At 33.5% G+C, this 21,086-nt stretch carries 19 protein-coding genes, 2 tRNA genes and 1 pseudogene; 17 read left to right on the top strand and 5 right to left on the bottom strand.

The window, feature by feature from the left end; translation table 11 throughout:
• Positions 1-119: 119 nt before the first annotated feature.
• The gene (pepF, locus tag BUB48_RS08545) at positions 120-1,925 is read left to right on the top strand and encodes an oligoendopeptidase F (protein ID WP_073025823.1); all 1,806 of its coding nucleotides are present in this window, start codon (positions 120-122) and stop codon (positions 1,923-1,925) included.
• 81 nt (positions 1,926-2,006) lie between these two features.
• Positions 2,007-2,082, top strand: a tRNA-Ala gene (locus tag BUB48_RS08550).
• A gap of 110 nt (positions 2,083-2,192) precedes the next feature.
• Here the strand turns inward: BUB48_RS08550 and BUB48_RS08555 are convergent.
• The gene (locus tag BUB48_RS08555; protein WP_073025824.1) at positions 2,193-3,086 is read right to left on the bottom strand and encodes a DUF2935 domain-containing protein; all 894 of its coding nucleotides are present in this window, start codon (positions 3,084-3,086) and stop codon (positions 2,193-2,195) included.
• 206 nt (positions 3,087-3,292) lie between these two features.
• Between BUB48_RS08555 and BUB48_RS08560 the strand changes: the two genes are divergently transcribed.
• Together BUB48_RS08560 and BUB48_RS08565 are read left to right on the top strand one after the other, a co-directional pair.
• Positions 3,293-4,195, top strand: coding sequence for a DUF2156 domain-containing protein (locus tag BUB48_RS08560; RefSeq protein ID WP_073025825.1), 903 nt, complete (start codon positions 3,293-3,295; stop codon positions 4,193-4,195).
• A 2-nt stretch (positions 4,196-4,197) separates the two neighbouring features.
• Positions 4,198-4,743: a GNAT family N-acetyltransferase gene (locus BUB48_RS08565; protein WP_073025826.1), complete on the top strand. Its 546-nt coding sequence runs from the start codon at positions 4,198-4,200 to the stop codon at positions 4,741-4,743.
• A 14-nt stretch (positions 4,744-4,757) separates the two neighbouring features.
• Here BUB48_RS08565 and BUB48_RS08570 read toward each other — a convergent pair whose 3' ends face one another.
• Positions 4,758-5,843, bottom strand: coding sequence for a hypothetical protein (locus tag BUB48_RS08570; RefSeq protein WP_073025827.1), 1,086 nt, complete (start codon positions 5,841-5,843; stop codon positions 4,758-4,760).
• 166 nt (positions 5,844-6,009) lie between these two features.
• Between BUB48_RS08570 and BUB48_RS08575 the strand changes: the two genes are divergently transcribed.
• The 4 genes from BUB48_RS08575 (at position 6,010) to BUB48_RS08590 (ending at position 12,216) form a co-directional block, all read left to right on the top strand.
• Entirely contained in the window at positions 6,010-7,623 is a 1,614-nt protein-coding gene (locus BUB48_RS08575; RefSeq protein WP_073025828.1) for a peptide chain release factor 3, read from the top strand.
• Between the two features lie 338 nt (positions 7,624-7,961).
• Positions 7,962-10,610, top strand: coding sequence for a cation-translocating P-type ATPase (locus tag BUB48_RS08580; protein WP_073025829.1), 2,649 nt, complete (start codon positions 7,962-7,964; stop codon positions 10,608-10,610).
• 104 nt (positions 10,611-10,714) lie between these two features.
• Entirely contained in the window at positions 10,715-11,455 is a 741-nt protein-coding gene (locus BUB48_RS08585; RefSeq protein ID WP_073025830.1) for a hypothetical protein, read from the top strand.
• A 5-nt stretch (positions 11,456-11,460) separates the two neighbouring features.
• A complete protein-coding gene (locus tag BUB48_RS08590) occupies positions 11,461-12,216 on the top strand; it encodes a sulfite exporter TauE/SafE family protein (RefSeq protein ID WP_139249948.1) in 756 nt (251 codons plus the stop codon).
• Here the strand turns inward: BUB48_RS08590 and BUB48_RS08595 are convergent.
• Positions 12,205-13,149: a hypothetical protein gene (locus BUB48_RS08595; RefSeq protein ID WP_073025831.1), complete on the bottom strand. Its 945-nt coding sequence runs from the start codon at positions 13,147-13,149 to the stop codon at positions 12,205-12,207. The two genes, BUB48_RS08590 and BUB48_RS08595, sit on opposite strands and share 12 nt — an antisense overlap.
• Positions 13,150-13,308: 159 nt before the next feature.
• Here BUB48_RS08595 and BUB48_RS08600 point away from each other — a divergent pair, with 159 nt between their 5' ends.
• The 9 genes from BUB48_RS08600 to BUB48_RS08640 all read left to right on the top strand — a co-directional run bounded on the left by BUB48_RS08600 (position 13,309) and on the right by BUB48_RS08640 (position 19,117).
• Positions 13,309-13,992: a TIGR01906 family membrane protein gene (locus tag BUB48_RS08600; RefSeq protein WP_073025832.1), complete on the top strand. Its 684-nt coding sequence runs from the start codon at positions 13,309-13,311 to the stop codon at positions 13,990-13,992.
• A gap of 20 nt (positions 13,993-14,012) precedes the next feature.
• A complete protein-coding gene (locus BUB48_RS08605) occupies positions 14,013-14,552 on the top strand; it encodes a GerMN domain-containing protein (protein ID WP_073025833.1) in 540 nt (179 codons plus the stop codon).
• A gap of 22 nt (positions 14,553-14,574) precedes the next feature.
• Complete coding sequence (locus tag BUB48_RS08610) at positions 14,575-15,441, top strand: NAD(P)/FAD-dependent oxidoreductase (RefSeq protein WP_073025834.1); 867 nt, start codon at positions 14,575-14,577, stop codon at positions 15,439-15,441.
• Positions 15,438-15,533: a DUF1858 domain-containing protein gene (locus BUB48_RS17780; protein WP_073025835.1), complete on the top strand. Its 96-nt coding sequence runs from the start codon at positions 15,438-15,440 to the stop codon at positions 15,531-15,533. The genes BUB48_RS08610 and BUB48_RS17780 overlap by 4 nt, the downstream gene beginning before the upstream one ends.
• 222 nt (positions 15,534-15,755) lie before the next feature.
• Positions 15,756-17,114, top strand: a complete 1,359-nt coding sequence (gene scfB, locus BUB48_RS08620) for a thioether cross-link-forming SCIFF peptide maturase (RefSeq protein ID WP_073025836.1) — start codon at positions 15,756-15,758, stop codon at positions 17,112-17,114.
• A gap of 16 nt (positions 17,115-17,130) precedes the next feature.
• Positions 17,131-17,706 (top strand): phosphate propanoyltransferase, encoded by a 576-nt coding sequence (gene pduL / locus BUB48_RS08625; protein WP_073025837.1) that lies wholly within the window; start codon positions 17,131-17,133, stop codon positions 17,704-17,706.
• Positions 17,703-18,359, top strand: a complete 657-nt coding sequence (gene deoC / locus BUB48_RS08630) for a deoxyribose-phosphate aldolase (RefSeq protein ID WP_175548394.1) — start codon at positions 17,703-17,705, stop codon at positions 18,357-18,359. Before pduL ends, deoC begins: the two co-directional genes overlap by 4 nt.
• Positions 18,360-18,780: 421 nt before the next feature.
• Positions 18,781-18,939, top strand: a complete 159-nt coding sequence (gene rd, locus BUB48_RS08635; RefSeq protein ID WP_073025838.1) for a rubredoxin — start codon at positions 18,781-18,783, stop codon at positions 18,937-18,939.
• Positions 18,940-19,043: 104 nt separating this feature from the next.
• Positions 19,044-19,117, top strand: a tRNA-Gln gene (locus tag BUB48_RS08640).
• 264 nt (positions 19,118-19,381) lie between these two features.
• On the opposite strand, the gene BUB48_RS08645 is transcribed toward BUB48_RS08640, so the two are convergent.
• Together BUB48_RS08645 and BUB48_RS08650 are read right to left on the bottom strand one after the other, a co-directional pair.
• On the bottom strand, positions 19,382-20,455 hold the full coding sequence (locus BUB48_RS08645) for an ArsR/SmtB family transcription factor (protein WP_073025839.1): 1,074 nt from the start codon (positions 20,453-20,455) through the stop codon (positions 19,382-19,384).
• Between the two features lie 418 nt (positions 20,456-20,873).
• Positions 20,874-21,086, bottom strand: a pseudogene (locus BUB48_RS08650) (IS982 family transposase); the annotation flags it as partial.

Here is a 21,086-nt window from a genome sequence, read left to right on the forward strand (position 1 = left end):
TGTAACATTTATGATGGAAAATTTCATTTATATTTGGCTCAATTTACTTTATATTTGCAATGAATTTGTATTAAAATAAATATATAGTGGCTACAAAAATCACCAGGAGGTGTAATTATATGAAAATACAAGCATCTAATCCAAAGCGAGAGGAAATAAAAGATGAGTTTAAGTGGAAATTGGAACATATTTATGAGTCTGTTGAGCTTTGGGAAGAAGATTTTAAAAAAGTTAAGAACATGGTAAACAAACTCTCAGAGTACAATGATAGGATTGCAGAATCATCTGATAATCTATTGGAATCAATTAAGCTGAGTGCCAATATGTCAAGGCTCTTCGAAAAACTGCATGTATATGCCCATATGAAAAGCCACGAGAACACTGCCAATTCTTTTTATCAGAGCTTAGCTGACAGAGCAGATGCATTGGGTATTGAATTGGAAGCTAAAAGTTCTTTTATGATGCCCGAAATCATCAGTATATCTGATGATGATATGGAGAAATTTTATAAGGAAAACAATGAATTGGGTTTCTATAAAAGATATTTGGATGAAATTAGAAGAATGAAACCCTATGTGCTATCAAAAAATGAGGAAGAGATATTGGCGATGGCAGGAGAGTTGGCTCAAGCTCCTGGGAATATTTTTGACATGTACAATAATGCTGATATTAAGTTCCCCATGGTCAAAAATGATGATGGCAAAGAAATTGAATTGACAAAGGGAAGATACATGGCTTTGGTTGAAAGTTCAAACAGAGAAGTTAGAAAGAATGCATATACGGCTTTATATTCTACATATAAAAATCATAGAAACACTCTCGCAGCTATGTTAAATGCTAACGTAAAGGCAAATATTTTTAATGCAAAGGTGAGAAAATATAAGTCTGCCAGAGAAGCTGCTATGTTTCCTGATAATGTTCCTATTGAAGTATATGATAATCTGATTGATACCATTCATAATAAGATGCATTTGATGTATCGCTATATGGCATTAAGAAAAAAGCTATTAGGATTAGATGAACTGCAAATGTATGATATATATGCACCCATGGTTAAGGATGTAAATATCGAAATACCATATGCTGAAGCTAAGGATACGGTAAAAAAGGGACTTAGTCTGTTGGGAGAAGAATATGTAAATTTGCTGGATGAAGCCTATGAAAACGGATGGATAGATGTGTACGAAAATCAAGGAAAGATAAGCGGTGCCTATTCGTGGGGCTGCTATGATTCTCATCCATATGTGTTGATGAATTATAATGATACCTTAGACAGCATGTTCACACTTGCTCACGAGTTGGGGCATGCCATGCACAGCTACTATTCAGACAAGAATCAAGATTATGTATATTCTCAATATAAAATATTTGTAGCAGAAGTTGCTTCAACAACTAATGAAGCATTGCTCATGGACTATATGCTGAAAAACACCCAGGACAAAAAGTTGAAAATGTATCTTCTCAATCACTACTTGGAGCAATTCAGAGCAACTGTATATAGACAAACCATGTTTGCAGAGTTTGAGAAGGTTATCCATGAAAAGGTTGAATCAGGTGAATCTCTTACAGCAGACTTATTATCAGAGATATATGCTAACCTCAACAAGCAATATTATGGACCTGATGTTGAGATGGATGAGTATATTGAGATGGAGTGGGCAAGAATACCTCACTTCTACAGCAGTTTCTATGTTTATAAATATGCTACAGGTTTTTCAGCGGCTATTGCTTTGTCAAGCAAAATTATCAATCAGGAAGAAGGTGCGAGAAGTAGGTATCTGGAGTTTTTAAAGAGCGGAGGGGCAGATTATCCCATCGAACTACTCAGAAAAGCCGGTGTGGATATGACTACTCCTGAGCCTATCGAGAAAGCTTTAATGGTATTTGAAAACCTGTTGAATGAAATGGAAAATATGGTTCAATAAAATTTTTTATAAAACTGTTGCAAAAAATCCTTAAATAATTTATTATATATATTGTCACGGCGTTATGTCGTTGGCAATATTGGGGGTATAGCTCAGCTGGGAGAGCGCTTGAATGGCATTCAAGAGGTCAGCGGTTCGATCCCGCTTATCTCCACCATAATTATATAAAAATAGAGGAAGCTAAAGGCTTCCTTTTTTGCTATTTATGAAAATATGCTTGTATACAGAGTTTGCGGAGAAAACCTTATGTGCCATAATGCTCCAGAACTATAATGTTTCTAATATTCTTATGTAATGATTAGCTTCACGAAGTACATGATCCGCAAGAAGAGGAGGTATGATGGATTTAATTTCGCATTTTAATAATCCTTCTGTGGCAGCCTTTTTGAAGTTAATTACTTCTTCCGTTGCAGTTTGACTTCTTTTAATTATTATTTCTTCTGCTGATTTGATGCATTCTTCTATTAACTTCTCAAATTTCTCTGAAAACGCTTTGGAAGTATTCTTAAGACTTTCTTCAGTTGGATCTAACATTCCATCGATGAATTGTGCATGTTCTGCCATTAGGTTATTCCAGAAATTAAGACCTTCGCATAGAGTTTTCCTTACATTTTTTCTTTCTTGCAGGGATTTTAACAATTCTGAATAGTATTCTGCTTCATCTATAAGGTGATCTAGCATTTTAGGATATAATGTTATAAATATTTTGCATTCTAACACCATAGACAGCAGCTTTCTTTTATAATCTATGACTTCTTCGAGTAAGTTCAAGGATGTGTTGTTTAAATCCTTTACGGCTTTTTCTAATCTGTCTCCTAAATCATGGTATCTGATACGGGAAAGTTTAAGCTCAGTTTTTGTAATTTCTGTGCTAAGACTTGCACCGGTTAACTTTGTAGTTAATTCTTCTGCTTTTAATGTATAAGGAGTAACAAATTCATTGTATTTAAGCATGTTTTCAGGTGTAATTCCATGGGAATAGGTTACTGTTTGCCTCAAAAGTTGTTCGAAGGCTTTTTTTAGGTCATCGGCTTTTTTGATGTAAGTAGTCTGGACTGGTTGTAGATTGGTTTCTATAAAAAACAAATGCTCTTTCATAATCCTTTGAAAGAAAAGATTGATTTCCAGAGAAATTTTTATGAAATCTGCTCTTGATAACAATGAAATTACCTCCATCATAGTATTGTTCAGTATATATTATTAATTAGCAAGAAAAGTATTCCTATTTCATTGCAATCAATTCAATTTATATTATATTGTTATGGGTTATCCTATGTAGGAGTTTTTCTACTTTTTTGTGGTATAATTGATATAATAATAATGATTATATAATAAAAAAAGTAAATTAAATTCAAAGGGTGATTTGTTTGCTACAGTTTAAAACATTAGAGCTGAGTGACAGAGAATTATTTATGAAATATCTAGGGGATTATAACTTTAATACATATGAATACTCTTTTTTAAATCTCTATCTCTGGAGAGAATATTGCAATGTGGAGTATGCAATACTTAATGATGCTTTGATAATTAAAAAGACGGAAGAAGGCAAAGGAACAGTATTTATGCAACCCATTGGTTACACAAAAGGCAACTTAAAAGATATCATATCTGAATTGATAGAGTACAAGAAGAGCAACAGCAGTATGAAGGTGTTGTTTTCAGATATTGAGGAACCTTTTCTGGAAGAGCTGAAAAAAATCTATGATGAAAAACTTCAGTATTTTCAAGATGTAAAAAACTTTGATTATATTTATGAGACGGAAAAACTAATAAAACTAAATGGTGATAAGCTAAGGAAAAGAAAGAGCCAATATAATCACTTTGTAAGCAGTTATCAGTACAGCATTAAAGATATTTCAGAAGATAAAGTAATAAATGATTGTATAAGATTTGCTGAAGAATGGTTCAGTGGACAGCAGAGCAACCATCAATTAGTATGTGAGTTAAAAGGGATAAAGGATATTATGCATAACCTGAAGTTGTTGAATGGCCTTGGGATGGCAGTTTATGTAAATGATGTTATTGCTGGATTTACTATAGGTGAGATTGTAAATAAAAACATGGCTATAATTCACATTGAAAAAGGAGACACAATTTATAACGGTATTTATGCCTTTATAAACAGAACTTTTGCTGAGCTATATCTCAAGGATGTGAAACATATAAACAGGGAAGAGGACATAGGAATACCGGGTCTCAGAAGAGCTAAGTTGGCCTATGACCCGATAAAGCTGGAAAAGAAGTATCTGGTGGATATACGGAGAGATTGATTATGAGAAATATGTTGATTGGTAAGAATATTAAACTTGATTCATTAATTGAGGATGATATTGATATAATGACAAAGTGGTTTAATGATGTTGAATTTATGAGATACTATGACATGGTTCCTGCAATACCAAAATCTAAAAAGGACATGATAAAACTTTTGGAATACTATGAAACTTCTGAAGAAAGGTTTATATTTGCCATTAGAATGCTAGATTCGAATAATTTGATAGGTGTAGCGGGTTTTGATGAAATATTATGGACCAATGGAGTTGCTACTACTTTTATTGGAATCGGAGATAAAACAATCAGAGGTAAAGGTTATGGCAAAGAAGCTATGGAATTATTGTTAGACTTTGGTTTCAATGAACTTAATTTTCATAGAATCCAACTAAATGTTATAGAATATAACAAAACGGCAATAGCTTTATATGAAAGCGTAGGATTTAAAAGGGAAGGAGCATATAGAGAGTTTATTTTTAGAGATGGGAATAGATACGACCTCTTATTATACGGGATGTTGAAACAGGAGCATGCTAATAAATCTTAGCATGCTCCTTAAGGTTATTTGCACATACTTCTTATTCTTTCTATGACTTTGCATCTAAGCTCGGCTATTTTTTTGAAATCCATGCTTTCTATATAATACTTCTCTAATTCATCATGAAGTTTTTTAGCTGTTCTAATTTTCATTATGGCTTCATCTATAAGATTGTTGAAAAGAATTCTATCTCTTGTCAGGAATGAACTTTCGTTGTCAGAAATATCTTTTTTCCTAAGGATGTCTAAATCAATCACTCTTACTGCTGTCTTTTCCACATTGGCATCGCTAGAGATTACCAGGCCCAGCTCATTAACCATAATGGTCTCTATTATTTCCGGATCTAAAGGTTGATGAAAAACTTCCACGTCATAGCCTGTCATTAATAAATCCGAAACTATAGAATTTAATAGCTTTGTTGCAGCTCCTTGATATTGGCACTTGATATAGTGACATTCATGTTTCTTTGGAAGAGCAATTTCTATATAATCAACTCTACCCGAAGAGTTGATTGAGGAATGGAATAAATGCCTTGCTTCTCCTTGTTTTCCTGTAGGTTTTGCTGATTCCATTATGGACATTTTGTACTCATTCAGCATTTTAGTGTAGTTTAACCAGTCGAAGTCGTCTCCAATCAATGCTTCCATATCATCTTGGACTTCCTTTGCTGCATTTAAGAATCTATAAGAGGAAGTATAGAGTTTTTTTAATTCTTTACCAATGCTAATTATTGAGGTTCTGTTTTTTTCTATTTTTTCCTTGTGCCAATAATCGCCAAGATTAATAATTTCATCTACTACAGCTGGATATTTGGGATCCGTAGTATGTGGTGCAGTGCCATCCATAACTGCAATATTGAAAGGGACTATACGAATACCATCTAATGAATCATTGTCAGAAGAACAATGATGCAGTTCCACATCATAACCCATATCAGCGAACTCACTCGCAATTTTTCTTAAGAAAGTTGATTTACCGGTACCAGGCCCACCTTTTAAAATAAATAACCTGTTGGGAATCCCAGGAACAACATAATCATAAAAAGAATGAAATCCTTTATGAGTGTTGGCACCTAAGAAAAATTCTCTTACATGACCATATTCTTGCATAGTACACCTCCTCGATTTATATTTTAATATATATTCTCTGCATTATTATATGTTGCATAATAGTTTTTAAAGATATATGGATTGACAGAGTTTTTTGACTCATGTAAAATTAATTTGTTTTAAGTGGGGAAATATATAAGAGAATTTTGAAGAGAGGTTTAGATAAATGGGGCTTGTAGAATATGATATAAAAAAAGAAATTAGAAGGCGTAGGACATTTGCTATTATTTCCCACCCAGATGCGGGAAAGACTACACTTACCGAAAAACTGCTTTTATACGGAGGTGCCATAAGGCTTGCCGGTTCAGTTAAATCAAGGAAAGCCCAGAGGTATGCCGTATCAGATTGGATGGAAATTGAGAAACAAAGAGGTATTTCCGTAACATCAAGTGTCATGCAGTTTGAATATGGAGGATACTGTATAAACATTTTGGATACACCAGGGCATCAAGACTTCAGCGAGGATACCTATAGAACCCTTATGGCTGCTGATAGTGCTGTGATGATAATTGACCATGCGAAGGGTGTTGAAGAACAGACTAAAAAGCTATTTAAGGTTTGTCGCATGAGAGGCATACCTATTTTTACATTTATTAATAAACTGGATAGAGAAGGGCGCGATCCTTTTGAGCTTATGGAAGAGATAGAAACAGTTCTTGGTATACAATCCTATCCTATGAACTGGCCAGTGAGATTAGGCGGAAGCTTTCTAGGTATTTATGACAGGAAAATGATGCATATGGAACTGTTTTCAGGAGGTAACCATGGTCAAAGCATAGTGCCTTCAATGAAAAAGTCTGTTGAAGATCCTATCTTCAGGGATCTGCTAGGAGAAGAAGCCCATAGCAAACTAATTGAAGATATAAATCTTCTTGATATGGCGGGCGATGAGTTTGACATGAACAAGGTATTAAAGGGAGAAATGACTCCTATATTTTTTGGAAGTGCTATGACAAACTTCGGAGTAGAGAATTTTTTGCAGGAGTTTCTAAAGATGAGCACACCTCCTCTTCCAAGAAAAGCAGATATAGGGGAGATAGACCCAGAAAACGATTTCTTTTCCGGATTCATATTTAAGATTCAAGCTAATATGAATCCCACACATAGAGATAGAATAGCATTTATGAGAATATGTTCAGGCAAATTCACAAAAGGGATGAGTGTAAATCATGTACAGGCAGGAAAGCAAATACGCCTTACGCAACCTCAGCAATTTCTTGCCCAGGACAGAGAGATTGTTGAAGAAGCTTATGCAGGAGATATAATAGGGTTATTTGATCCAGGTATTTTTAAAATTGGAGACACGTTATGTGAGAAAAATCCTCAATTTAAGTTTGAGGGAATACCGATTTTTGCTCCAGAACACTTTGCAAGGGTATATATTAAAAACTCACTAAAGAGGAAGCAATTTATAAAAGGTATTGAACAACTGTCAGAGGAAGGAGCAATACAGGTTTTCCATGAAAAGGATTCTATAGCTCAAGATATGATCGTTGGAGTGGTAGGAATACTTCAGCTTGAAGTATTGGAGTATAGACTTAAAAATGAATACGGAACTGAAATTAATATCGAACATTTACCATATAAATATATTAGATGGGTGGCATCGGAAAACTTTAATCCTGAAAAGGTGAGACTTACATTGGATACAAAGGTATTATGGGATGATAGGAATAACCCTGTGTTGGTTTTCCAAAATGAATGGTCAATACGTACAGTTGAGGAAAGAAATAAAGAATTGATTCTTACAGATATATCTAGTATTAGCAGTTGGAGCTAACTGTTATTTTTTAACATAATAATTGACTAATTGCTATATTTTCTGTATAATGTATTAAAAGATTTGAATAATTAAAGGGGAGTAGCGCCATGCTATGTTGCCAACAGTAACGGAAAAGAGTAGAATCTTTTTCTGGCAACAAGATCCTTTGGGATGTGCAAGACCTTTAATATGCATTTATGTGTGCATATTAAAGGTCTTTTTGCATACTTGCTGTTTGCTAGGAGGTTGGTAATGAAGACATAAATAATGGATTATAAAAGCAATATAAGATAATAATAGTAATGTTATGTTTTAATTTCTCAAATTAAGTTAAATTTTTTAAAGAGGTGAATTATATGTGGTTTTCAAAGTCTCAAGATGAAGTTTTAAGAGAACTGAATGTAGATCTCTCAGTGGGCCTTAGCAGTGAAGAAGCAAAGCTAAGGCTTGAGAAGTATGGCCAAAACAAACTTAAAGGAAAGCCTAAAAAAAGCATATTCTCACTTTTTCTTGAACAATTACAGGATATGTTGATATATGTTCTTTTGGGAGCGACAGCCATAACTATTGCGATAGGTGAATATGCAGATGCAATAATAATTCTCTTGGTTGTTATTCTTAATGCAGTAATTGGAGTGGTTCAGGAGTATAAAGCAGAAAAGGCGATTGAGGCGCTACAAAAGATGACTACTCCTAAGTGTCTTGTTAGAAGAGATGGAGAAGTAAAAGAAATCACTTCTGAAGAATTGGTGCCAGGTGATATTGTTATCATAGATGCCGGTAGATACATACCTGCAGATTTAAGGCTGATAGATAGTGCAAACTTACAGATAGAAGAGTCCGCTTTAACAGGCGAATCTGTACCTGTCAATAAAAATGCCAATGATATTTATGAAGATCCTAAAACACCAATAGGAGATAGGTCTAATATGGCATTTATGTCTACTCTTGCAACATATGGAAGAGGAGAAGGTGTAGTAGTTTCCACTGCCATGGAAACTGAAATAGGTAAGATTGCAAAGATACTTGATGAAGATGATGATGAAATGACACCTCTTCAAAAAAGATTGGATGAGCTTGGCAGAACCCTTGGGTTCTTAGCTATAGGTGTATGTGCTCTCATATTTGTCATTGCTTTATTTCAAAAAAGAGATTTATTTGAGATGTTCTTAACTGCCATAAGTTTAGCTGTTGCTGCTATACCAGAGGGTTTAGCTGCAATAGTTGCCATTGTTTTAGCTTTAGGTGTAACAAGAATGTCTAAGATAAATGCTATTGTTAAGAAACTTCCAGCAGTTGAAACTCTTGGCTCAGTAAACATAATTTGCTCTGACAAGACGGGAACACTTACACAAAATAAAATGACTGTCGTTAAGTACTATACTTTTAATAATCTAAAGGATCTACCAGCTAACGAAACTAATTTTAGTGCCAATGAAGATGAAACTCAATTGATTAAATCTTTTGTACTGTGTTCGGATGCTACTTATGAAAATGGCCAAAGCACAGGAGATCCAACAGAAGTGGCTTTGGTTGTAATGGGAGACAGATTCAAAATAACCAAAAAGGAATTAAATGGAAAACATAAAAGGGCTGGAGAAAATCCGTTTGATTCAGATAGAAAGCTGATGTCGACTTTAAATGTAGAAGGAAGTAAGTATAGAGTTCATACTAAAGGGGCAATAGATAACATATTAAATATTTCCACCAAAGCTTTGGTGGATGGAAAGATAGTTCCATTAACTGAAGATATGAAGGCTAAATATTTGGAAGTAGCTGAAGAAATGTCAAACAATGCCCTCAGAGTTCTTGGGGTAGCATTCAAGGATGTGGATAGTATAATAGAACCCGAGGAAATGGAAAAGGATCTGACGGTTATAGGATTTGTGGGAATGATAGATCCACCAAGGATTGAAGTTAAAGATTCAATAAGAGAAGCAAAACAAGCCGGAATAACTCCTGTTATGATCACCGGTGATCACAGGAATACTGCTGCTGCCATTGCAAAGGAACTTGGCATAGCAGAGTCTTTGGATCAATGTATTACAGGTGCGGAGATTGATAAGTTGACAGATGAGGAGTTTTCAGAGAAGATCAATAATTACAGAGTGTTTGCTAGGGTTTCTCCTGAGCACAAGGTGAAAATAGTAAGAGCCTTTAAGGCTAAAGGAAATATTGTATCAATGACCGGAGATGGTGTTAATGATGCTCCGTCCTTGAAATATGCAGATATCGGTGTGGCAATGGGTATTACTGGTACAGATGTTTCAAAAGGTGCCAGCGATATGATATTGACAGATGATAATTTTACAACTATTGTCCATGCAATTGAAGAAGGACGAAACATATATGCCAACATAAAAAAGGCGGTAGTTTTCTTGTTATCTTGTAATTTAGGTGAAATAATTTCAATATTTGCATCTATACTATTCTATTGGCCTGTTCCTTTATTGCCTACGCAAATATTGTGGATGAACCTTATTACTGACTCACTACCGGCTATATCTCTTGGGGTGGATCCAGGTGATAAGGATGTTATGAAGAAAAAACCCAGAGATCCAAAGCAAAGCTTTTTTGCCGAAGGTGCAGGAACGAGAGCCATAATCGGTGGTTGTCTAATAGGTGCATTGACATTACTGGCTTTCTATTTTGGATTAAGCGAACATGGATATAGTCTGGGTTCAAAGAACATACCTGAAGATGTGTTAACTTATGCCAGAACAATGGCTTTTGTGGTAATTGCTGCTTCACAGCTGTTCTACTCATTGTCAATGAGAAATTTCACAAAATCTATTTTTAAAGTAGGATTATTTTCTAATATGTATCTGATAGGTGCTATAATAGTTGGTTTGTTGTTACAGTTTGTGGTAATTACAGTTCCTTTCCTTGCTAGTGCATTTAGTGTTCATAACTTAAGTATAAGAGATTGGACTATTGTCATAGCTTTTTCACTGATACCTTTGATAGTTAACGAGATAATTAAAGCATTGACGAGACCTGCATAAGAGAGATAGATACAATACTAAATAACATTAGTTTTAACCATTCTTTTTAATCCCAAAATGTTATATAATGTAATAGTTATATAATATTTTGGGATGTGTTTTTTGTGTTTCCTTTTACTCATATATGGTTCAGTAAAAATGTATTGGGATATTCAAATAATATGACTGTTTTGGGAGCTATTTTTCCCGATGCTTTTGTATCAAATAAGCTCAATCATGATGATACTCATAATTTTGGTTGGAACATGTATAGATTTTATCAAGAAAAAGAACCAGAACTTATTGATTTTGTAATATCGGCCATGACTCATACTATCTCACCTAAAGGTCTTGATTATTATGGTGATGGAGTTTATGGGGAACAGGAAGGGTACTGTTTCTTGAAAGCAGAGTCTATAGTTGATGAAGTAGTTGATGCATGCAATATTCCAAAAGAGTATGGACTCTGGAAAGCACACAACTTTATAGAAATGGCAGTTGAGTTGGAGGTGCTTAATGATAATAAACAACTTTTAAAGCAATTAGATGAAGCATTACATGATGATCTGATGATGTATGAAATTGAATCATATTTAGAAACTTTTTATAGCTTAGAACATGGTTTTTTAAAAAACTGTTTCAAGAGATTTAAACATTTTGTATATAAAGAAGATATAAGCAGCCGTGTTTTATCTATAAAATATGACCATCATATGAAACTAAAGCATGGAATAAATATAGATATTGATAAAGCCTCTAAGATAATTGATAAAGCAAAATATATCATAAAGGATGATTATATTGATTTTTTTATTACTACTGAAAAAAAAGTCAAAGAAATGTTAAGTGTTAGGATGGAGATATAATAAAGATGAGTTTAGTAATGTTGCTATTTTTATTTGCTGCTGGATTCATAGCAGCATTTGTTGATTCTATAGCAGGTGGAGGTGGTATAATCAGCATACCAGCTATAATGGCTATAGGCATGCCTCCACATGTAGCTTTGGGTACCAATAAACTTGGAGCTTTTTTTGGTTCTTTTACAAGTACCATAGCATATTCAAAGTCTAAAAAAATATACTTTCCATTGATCAAGTACCTCATACCTTTTACGTTTATAGGTGCGGTATTAGGTGTGGAGACGGTTTTAAGCATAAATGAACGAGCTTTAGAAAAGGTTATACTCGTTCTCATAATGTTAATAGCCGTATATACAATAAGAAAAAAAGAATTGGGAGTTTCTAATGAGTTTAAGGGTCTGACTAGAGAGAACATTATATTGGGCTGTATTCTTGCTTTTTCAATAGGTTTTTATGATGGAATGTTCGGCCCTGGTTCGGGTTCATTTCTGTTATTCATTTTTATAAGCATTTATAAATTTGATTATTCCATAAGCGCAGGTAATGGAAGGATACTGAACTTTACAAGTGTTATGGCATCTTTGATTACTTTTGCATTAAATGGCAGTGTTGACTTTGCCAGAGGGATTCCTTTTGCTGTATCAATGATATTAGGAGGATATGCAGGTACAAGGTTTGCAATAAAAAAAGGAGCCAAAGTAATCAAACCAATTTTTATTGCAATTGCTCTGGCTCTAGCTGTTAAAATGATTTACTCAACTTTTTAGTTTTTCAACCATCTCATCGATTATTTTTGTCAGTACTTCAGATTTAGCATCAATTACTATTTTGTTTTTATTTTCTACAGCGTTTTTAAGGTCGTTCAATGCAAATTCAAATTTGGTCATTTGCTCTGTTACATCCTTTTTTAGCTTTGGTTTAGCTGAGGACCATATATTGATAAGATATTCCATAGCAGGTTTCATAGAATTATAATCATCTTTTTCAGCAAACAGCTTTACTTTTTTTATGCTATATTTAAGTCTGTCAAGATCAGGAGGTACTTTAGTAGTATATAGTTCATAAAAATCTGGCAGAGTTTTTAAGAGAGAGTTTACATCAAGAAGTGTTTTGTATTCATCTCTTGTTTGTATGGTATTTGTCAGATTATCAAGGTTTTTTTCGAATTCTTCAATAGATTTTGCCTGAGCTAAAGCTTTTATTGCTTTTGGTTCATAAGAATTCCACTTTTCATGGAGTTCTATCACTTTCTTTTTTAAATCCTCGAATTTTTCCAAAGTTTCTTTTTGCTTCTTAGCTAATTCCTCCTGATCTTTGGCAAGCTGTTGTTGCTTACTAAATTCTGCAAGTTCTTCTGGCTTCATTTCTATCTTTATTTCACCTTGACTTTGTTGTTGATTTCCCTGTTGTCTGCTTTGTTCACCACCTTGTTGGTGTTCATTTTTACTGACTTCTGAGCCGGAAGATATTATTCCCTGTTGAGCTTTCTTTTTTTCTTCATACATGAACATAAGTGTTTTTTCGACTTCTTCAATGCTTTTTCTTAACTCTTCCAATTCCTTTGGTGGTTCATTTTGCTCATCATTTTTAGCAGCATCTGTTGAAGGTTTTAATTGAGGAGTGCAGGAAACTAGAGAAAATATTGCTGCAAATATAATCAGGAGAACAGTGGATTTATATAAAAATATTTTTCTGATCAAAAAAATCACCTCTTTTTTTATTATTTCCTGTGGTATGATATATATTTATTGCATATGACAAAGACTAAATTTTGAAAAATAAAATAAGTTTTTATAAAGTTGTGATATAATTTGGAATATGAAACTATAAAACTTAGGATTTTTAAGGAGTATATGTATATGACAGAAAAATTATTTAAAAACGTTTTTTATATAATTATTTCCTTAATTTTATCATTACTTTTATTGCTTACTGCAACGGAAATAGTTGTCTTTGATATGGATTATTATAAAAATCAATATAAGAAAAATAACATTCCTGCCACGGTAGGAGTTGAGGAAAAGGATTTGATGGAATCCACTGAAAAGCTGCTCGATTACCTTAAAGATAAAAGAGGTAATTTGGATTTCAAGACTAAAATCAATGGAGAAGAAAAGGAATTTTTTAGCGAGAGAGACAAATTGCATATGATAGATGTTAAACATCTGTTTGTTGCAGGTAGAAAAATTAGAAATGGTATATTCATATTTTTTCTAATTCTTGCAGCTTTTTTCATATCCAAAAAAATTAGGTGTGATTTTGGTAAGTATTTTTTGGTCTCATCCATAGTTGGAATAATGCCCTTTGGTATTTTAGTAATACTAATGAAAATTGATTTTTATAAATACTTTACCATGTTCCATGAGATATTTTTTAGCAATGATCTTTGGTTATTGGATCCTAAAGTAGACAGATTGGCAAATATATTTCCTGAGATTTTTTTCTATGATACAGCTATAAAGATAATCATATATTATTTGACAGTTCAATTTGTTTTATTTATATTAGGATTGATAATTATGTTAAAGAAAAGAAAATTATAGGCAATGATGGAGGCTTAACGATGAAGAGAATCATAATCTTTTTACTTGTAATATCGGTTATTTTATGTGGATGCAGCAAGCAGAACAATGATATTGAGGATATTGTTGTTGAGCCGGAGGAAGAAATTGAGCAATTGGAGGAAAGAGAAATTATATTATATTTTTCTAATTCTCAAGCTGAGTATGTTGTTCCTGAACACAGAATCATAAAGGTGAAGAAGGGTATCAGCCATGAAGATTATGCAAAAATAGTATTGGAGGAGTTAATAAAAGGGCCTAAGGCTGAAAATCTATATAAAACAATACCTGAAGAAGTTAAAGTCCTATATGTTAAAATAGAAGATGATACTATTTATATTGACTTTTCAAAGGAGATGCATACAAAGCACTGGGGTGGAGCAGCAGGAGAGGATATGACTATATGCTCATTGGCGAATACAATGACAGAGTTGGAAGGTATAAAATATGTGATGCCTAGTGTAGAAGGTGTGGCTTTGAACATAGAACATATGATAATTGAGCAGCCATTAGAGAGGATGGAAGAAAGGATATATAGATAATAATTAATATGGAGGTTTTTAAATGTTTGATTCGGTAATAATTGGAGGAGGACCTGCAGCCATGTCAGCTGCATTAAATCTTAAAATTCGAAATAAAAATTTTATTATTCTTGCTGGAGGAGATAAAGTAACAGGCCTTAGTAAGGCTCCTAATGTAGAAAATTACCTAGGGATTAATAATGTAAGTGGACAAGAACTTTTATCAGTTTTTGACAAACACTTAAAGGAAATGGAAATAGAGAAGAAAAAAGAGATGGCTTACAATATCCTCAATATGGGTGACTATTTTATGATAAACGCAGGAAATAACTTTTATGACGCCAAAACCATTATTATAGCCACTGGCAAGGCAAAGAATAAAATGATTGAAGGAGAAGAAGAATATCTTGGCAAAGGTGTAGGATATTGTGCCACATGTGATGGGCCTTTATATAGGAACAAGGTAGTAACTATTGTTTCTGAAAATGAAGAAGGGGAAGAAGAGGTAAAATTTCTGAGTGAAATATGTTCCAAAGTATATTATTTGCCTCTTTATGAGACGGATTTTTCATGCAGAGGAAATTTAACCGTATTAGAAGGCAAGCCAATATCAGTTATTGGTAACGGCAATAAAGTTACATCGCTTTCAACTTCTGAGGGAAATATAGATACAGATGCAGTGTTTTTCATCAGAAACGTGTTGCCTGTTAATCAATTATTAGAAGGTTTGGAGCTGGAAGATGGTTCAATAAAAGTTGATAGGACAATGGCTACGAGCGTTTCTGGTGTCTATGCCTGTGGTGACTGTACAGGGAAGCCATTTCAAATTGCTAAAGCAGTAGGTGAAGGCAATATTGCTGCATTAAGTGTTGTAAAATACCTAGATAAAAATGCGGAGGTGGAATTATGATAGATAAGAATATGATAATTGATGATATTCTTTATAAATATCCTGATTTGGAAAATGTATTTAGAGACTTTGGGATCAGATGTTTTGGTTGAGGTGGAGCATTATATATGTCTGTTGAACAGGCTGCTCAACGTTATGGAATAGATGTTGAAGAACTTACAAAAGAATTGAATTCATCAGTGAAAAATTAAAAGATATGTATAAATATATATCCGCCCTGTTGGGCGGTTTATTTATGCTTAACTAGTTTGACAGCAGAATCATTATGATATAGAATTATTAAAGGAAATTTGATATAGAGAGGACTAGTAGTGATGATACATAAATATAAAATGAATGAAATGAACATTGTTTTGGATGTAAACAGTGGAGCGGTTCATATAGTTGAGGATATTGTATATGAAATTTTGGATACGTTCATGAATCCATCCGATGTGGAATTAGCAGATAAACTTAAGGATAAGTATGGAGAAGAAAAGTATATTGAAGTTTCAGAAGAAATAATGAAACTTAAGGAAGAAGGATTGCTCTTTTCAGAAGATACATATAAAGAAGCGATTCTTTCAAAGAAAAATGATTGCCAGGTTAAAGCAATATGCCTGAATATTGCGCATGATTGTAATATTAGATGTGGTTACTGCTTTGCTTCTACAGGAGATTATCATGGTGGGAGAAAGCTTATGCCTTTTGAAGTAGCTAAAAAGGCTATAGACTTTCTTCTTGAGAATTCAGGAAATAGAAAGAGACTGGAAGTTGACTTTTTCGGTGGAGAACCAATGCTGAATTTTGACGTAGTTAAGCAAACTATCCAATATGGAAGAGAAAAGGCTAGAGAATACAATAAGACCATTGGCTTTACAATGACTACAAATGCAACACTTCTGGATGATGATTCCATTGAGTATCTCAATGAGAACATGGATAATGTTGTATTAAGTATAGATGGAAGAAAAAATATTAATGATAATATGAGAAAGACTATTAATAATAAAGGGACCTATGATATAATTTTGTCGAAGATTAAGAAGTTTGTGGAAAAGAGAGGTGGTAAAAGCCACTATATTAGGGGAACTTTTACCGCTTACAACTTGGACTTTATCAATGATGTAATTGCGCTGGCCGATGAAGGTTTTAAAGAAATATCCATTGAACCTGTGGTAGCTTCTCCAGAGATGGACTATGCTTTAAGAGATGAGCATATGGATAGAATAATGGAGGAGTACGAAAATCTAGCAAAGAAGATGATAGAATATGATAAGGCGGGTAAGCCTTTCAAATTCTACCATTATCTAATAGATTTAGATGGAGGTCCTTGTGTATACAAAAAGGTATCTTCCTGTGGTGCAGGTTATGAATATTTTGCAGTTACTCCCGATGGTGATTTGTATCCCTGTCATCAATTTGTGGGCAGAGAAGGATATAAAATGGGAAATGTTTTTATAGGTTTGGAAGATAAAGAACTGCAAAAGGAGTTTTCCAATAATTCTGTATACCATAAGGAGAAATGCAGTGAGTGCTGGGCAAAGTTCTATTGCAGCGGTGGTTGCCAAGCTAATGCTGAGGCATTCAACAAAAATTTAAAGGTACCTTATGATCTGGAATGTAAGATGCAGCGCAAGAGAATTGAGTGTGCAATAATGCTTAAAGCACATTATTCAATTATAGATAATTAATTATAGGAGGGTATTTATGGAAAAGTTTGTACCGGTTTCAATGTCAAACCGCCATGTTCATTTAAGTAAAAAGGATTTAGAAGCATTATTTGGTGAAGGATATGAACTCACCGTTATGAAAGAGCTTTCACAGCCTGGTCAGTATGCATGCGAAGAAAAGGTTGATGTAGTTGGTCCTAAAGGAGCATTAAAAGGTGTAAGAATACTGGGTCCAGTAAGACCATCTACACAGGTGGAAATCTCAAAATTTGATGCGAGAGCTATGGGAGTTGAAGGTGTTGTTAGGGCATCCGGCAATACTGCAGGTACCCCAGGTTGCATATTAGTAGGACCTAAAGGTCAAGTAGAGTTAAAAGAGGGAGTTATTGTTGCAGCTAGACATATACATATGCATACAAGCGATGCTTCTAAATTTGGATTAAAGGATAAAGATGTTGTAAAAGTAAGAGTAGGCAATGAAAGGGCTGTTGTGTTTGAAAATGTGGTTGTAAGAGTCCATCCTGAATATGCTCTTGATATGCATATAGATATAGAAGAAGGTAATGCTGCTGGCATAAATAATGGAGATTTAGGGGAGATAATAAGAGAATGATTGATTTAGCTCCATATATAGACCATACTATTCTTAAACCTGAGACTACAGAAAAGGATATCACAAGAATTTGCAGTGAAGCGCTGAAGTATGGTTTTGCTTCGGTGTGTATTAATCCATGCTATGTGAAGATCGCCTATAACATGTTGAAGGATTCTCCGGTTAAGGTTTGCACCGTCATTGGTTTTCCTTTGGGAGCAAGTACTACTGCAGTCAAAGTAGCTGAGGCAGAAGATGCAATTAGAAACGGAGCCCAGGAAATTGATATGGTAATTAATATTGGAGCATTAAAAAGCGGTAATATAGATTATGTCAAAGATGATATTGCTGCTGTAGCTAATGTTTGTAAAGGAAAAGCGCTGCTTAAGGTTATCATTGAAACCTGTCTACTTGATGATTATGAAAAGGTTGAAGCCTGTAAGGCGGCTAAGGCTGCCGGAGCTGACTATGTAAAGACATCTACAGGATTTTCAATAGGAGGTGCAACAGAAACGGATGTTGCATTGATGAGAAAGACTGTCGGTGACACTATGGGAGTAAAAGCATCAGGAGGCATTCGTGATCTTAGCACTGCTCTTGCAATGATAAAAGCTGGAGCCAGCAGGATTGGAGCAAGCGCTTCAGTGAAGATAATGGAAGAGTTGGACAAATAAGATTTTTTCTTATTTGTCTATTTTTTGCATAGATACAGAGGAAATAAAAATACTAAATTGATGAGATGTATTATCAATAGTGCTGAAAAATTTAGAATTTTAACCTATGAGTGATAGAAAATTTGAGGAAGCGACATTGCAATACAGTGCTAAAGAAAGTTATATGACAATCATAAAATTATTTCCCAAAGAATGAAAAAATCAGAGTAGAAATTCTACCGGAACAAATACTAAAAACAAGCAGACCTCTGCATAGTTTTGATTTTTCAGTTAAACGATATACTGAGCATATGATGTAGATGGTATAAAAAGATTAAGAAAATCAATAAAAAATCTATTAATCTTTGAAATGTAATATAGAATTATTATCCAGTTGGTGTTATAATCTATATACAATATTTGAAACCAAGGAGGTAGTATAATGGATAAATGGGTATGTACAGTATGTGGTTATGTTTATGATCCTGAAGTGGGTGATCCAGATAGCGGTATAGCTCCTGGAACAGCATGGGAAGATGTGCCTGATGATTGGGTTTGTCCTACATGCGGTGTAGGCAAGGATGATTTTGAAAAGATGTAATGATAAAAGGTGCCAATTGGCACCTTTTATAGCTAAAAATTTTATAAAAATATTGTTGCAAAATATGCAAAAACATGATATTATATAATTCGTTGATGAAACATTCCCGGTTTGTGTAACGGTAGCACAACTGACTCTGGATCAGTTTGTCGAGGTTCGAATCCTTGACCGGGAGCCATTATGATTCAATTCCTGCAAGGTTAAACACTTTGCAGGTTTTAATTTTATACATGAGAAAAAGGCTAACATTTTTGATGATAAAAATGTTAGCCTTTTTCTATGCTAAAATGTTTTGGTGGTCCTAAAAAAGATTAAAGATTATATAAACCATTGAAATTTGAGCAAGCTCAATATAGCAAAATATATAGTAGTTGATGAAATTCACGAAACATGATATAAATTACAATTCTTTAATTCTGTCAAAGTAATTAGACTTTATATCCTATGAATTTTCGTTTAGTAATATTTCTGAAGTGCTGTCCAGCAATTCTCTTATTACCTTCTTATTTAAAGTGTAGAAGGTTTTTGCATTTTCTCTTTTCATAGATACCAGATCTAAACTTAACATATTGTTGAGATGATAGCATACCGTCGGAGAAGTAAGATCAAGAGCATTGGCTAATTCAGATACGCAGTGAGGCTTTTTGCTGAGAATTTGAATGATTTCAAACCGTTTTTTATCAGAAAGAACTTTTATTAGGTTATGAACTTTAGCCTCTATAAACTTTTTTATGGGATAATTTTCCGAGTACATGCCAAGGCTAATCCATTTTGTTCTGTTTTGGGGCTTAATATCAAAATTCCATATTCTTATTTGAGTAAAATAACTTATGTGGATTATTAGATTTTCCCAACCATCTCTTGGAAGAACTCTTAAGTATTCATTATCAAAGCTCGCATAGTTTTCTTTATATAGGTTCTCATATTTGGATTTTGCTTTTTCCAAGATTGATAATATACGAGTTTCATATTGCTTATATGCTTTTTCATAAAACTGTTTCATTAGTAATACAAGCCTGGACTTTATTTCCAAAGGATTTTCAGCAAATTCTCTTAATTTTTCTTTATCAATAGTTGTATCGTCGTCCAAATTATCCAATATTTCTATAATTCTGTTTGTTATTTCGTCATCAGTGTTCCGGCTCATTGAACTGTCTGAACTTATTCCATATAATGCCTGTTCCGATATGTATGAAATAAGTTCGTTTTCGTGTATTTGCTCTATAAATTCGATAAATGAAGAAACACTTTTTATATTCTTATGACCTTCAACAATCCTTCCTAGAGTATGCTTCATTGGCTCCCATTGAAAAAAGAACCTCAACTCGTTTTGAATGTATCGAGACAGTTTGGATCTCATATTTTCTATGGTATTCTTAAAATCTTCTGAAGGAGTAAAGTAGAAATCTGAAAAAAACTTATACATTGTTTCTTTATTGGCAACAAGATCAAGTGCATGTATAAATTCTATGGATGGGTTGACAGTAAAAATAATATTATTTACATCTAAGATCATATTAACACCTCGATACAATTAAAAAATAATATTGTATTAGATTAACATCTAATACAATATTATTTTTTATGCATTTCTTTGTCAATAGATTTATAAACTGACTCATTGATAACAGTATTTTAATAGGTAAAGAATCATAAAGATTTGATATGACATATAAAAACTGATGTATGATTAAATGAAAAAAGAATATGTAGATGATGATTATGTCTATGAATTTTGTTAAACAGTTACATTGATGGGTATATAGCCAAAAACTTATGTATATACTGACAACAGATTATAGCTGTCATAGATACTTAAATTATGAAATATATAAATTAACCTCTTGTGCTAGGTAGTAAGATTTGATTTTAAGGAATATTATACCAACTAATAAGGGTATAAAATCCTTGCTAGATAATTTTGTGTGGATTAATTAACCAAATACTAACTCTTTGATTCTTGAATGTGACTCACGGCCTATAAGTTTATTGATGTAATAACACAAGTTATAAGCCAATAATTTGGTTTTAATCCTTGTTTGTAACCCCCAAAAAGACTTCGCTAGTACTCTCTCAATATTGAGTTGACAAACAAGCTGGGATGCTGACGTTTCAATCCTTCGCCTTAATCTAAAGATAGCTTGCCT

The organism is Lutispora thermophila DSM 19022 (assembly GCF_900142105.1).
In the GTDB taxonomy this organism is placed as follows: domain Bacteria; phylum Bacillota; class Clostridia; order Lutisporales; family Lutisporaceae; genus Lutispora; species Lutispora thermophila.

Coding starts and splice junctions, on each gene's coding strand:
- pepF (WP_073025823.1), top strand. CDS start 120: ATGAAAATACAAGCATCTAATCCAAAGCGAGAGGAAATAAAAGATGAG.
- BUB48_RS08565 (WP_073025826.1), top strand. CDS start 4,198: ATGAGAAATATGTTGATTGGTAAGAATATTAAACTTGATTCATTAATT.
- BUB48_RS08570 (WP_073025827.1), bottom strand. CDS start 5,843: ATGCAAGAATATGGTCATGTAAGAGAATTTTTCTTAGGTGCCAACACT.
- BUB48_RS08575 (WP_073025828.1), top strand. CDS start 6,010: ATGGGGCTTGTAGAATATGATATAAAAAAAGAAATTAGAAGGCGTAGG.
- BUB48_RS08580 (WP_073025829.1), top strand. CDS start 7,962: ATGTGGTTTTCAAAGTCTCAAGATGAAGTTTTAAGAGAACTGAATGTA.
- BUB48_RS08590 (WP_139249948.1), top strand. CDS start 11,461: ATGAGTTTAGTAATGTTGCTATTTTTATTTGCTGCTGGATTCATAGCA.
- BUB48_RS08600 (WP_073025832.1), top strand. CDS start 13,309: ATGACAGAAAAATTATTTAAAAACGTTTTTTATATAATTATTTCCTTA.
- BUB48_RS08605 (WP_073025833.1), top strand. CDS start 14,013: ATGAAGAGAATCATAATCTTTTTACTTGTAATATCGGTTATTTTATGT.
- BUB48_RS08610 (WP_073025834.1), top strand. CDS start 14,575: ATGTTTGATTCGGTAATAATTGGAGGAGGACCTGCAGCCATGTCAGCT.
- BUB48_RS17780 (WP_073025835.1), top strand. CDS start 15,438: ATGATAGATAAGAATATGATAATTGATGATATTCTTTATAAATATCCT.
- scfB (WP_073025836.1), top strand. CDS start 15,756: ATGATACATAAATATAAAATGAATGAAATGAACATTGTTTTGGATGTA.
- pduL (WP_073025837.1), top strand. CDS start 17,131: ATGGAAAAGTTTGTACCGGTTTCAATGTCAAACCGCCATGTTCATTTA.
- deoC (WP_175548394.1), top strand. CDS start 17,703: ATGATTGATTTAGCTCCATATATAGACCATACTATTCTTAAACCTGAG.
- rd (WP_073025838.1), top strand. CDS start 18,781: ATGGATAAATGGGTATGTACAGTATGTGGTTATGTTTATGATCCTGAA.
- BUB48_RS08645 (WP_073025839.1), bottom strand. CDS start 20,455: ATGATCTTAGATGTAAATAATATTATTTTTACTGTCAACCCATCCATA.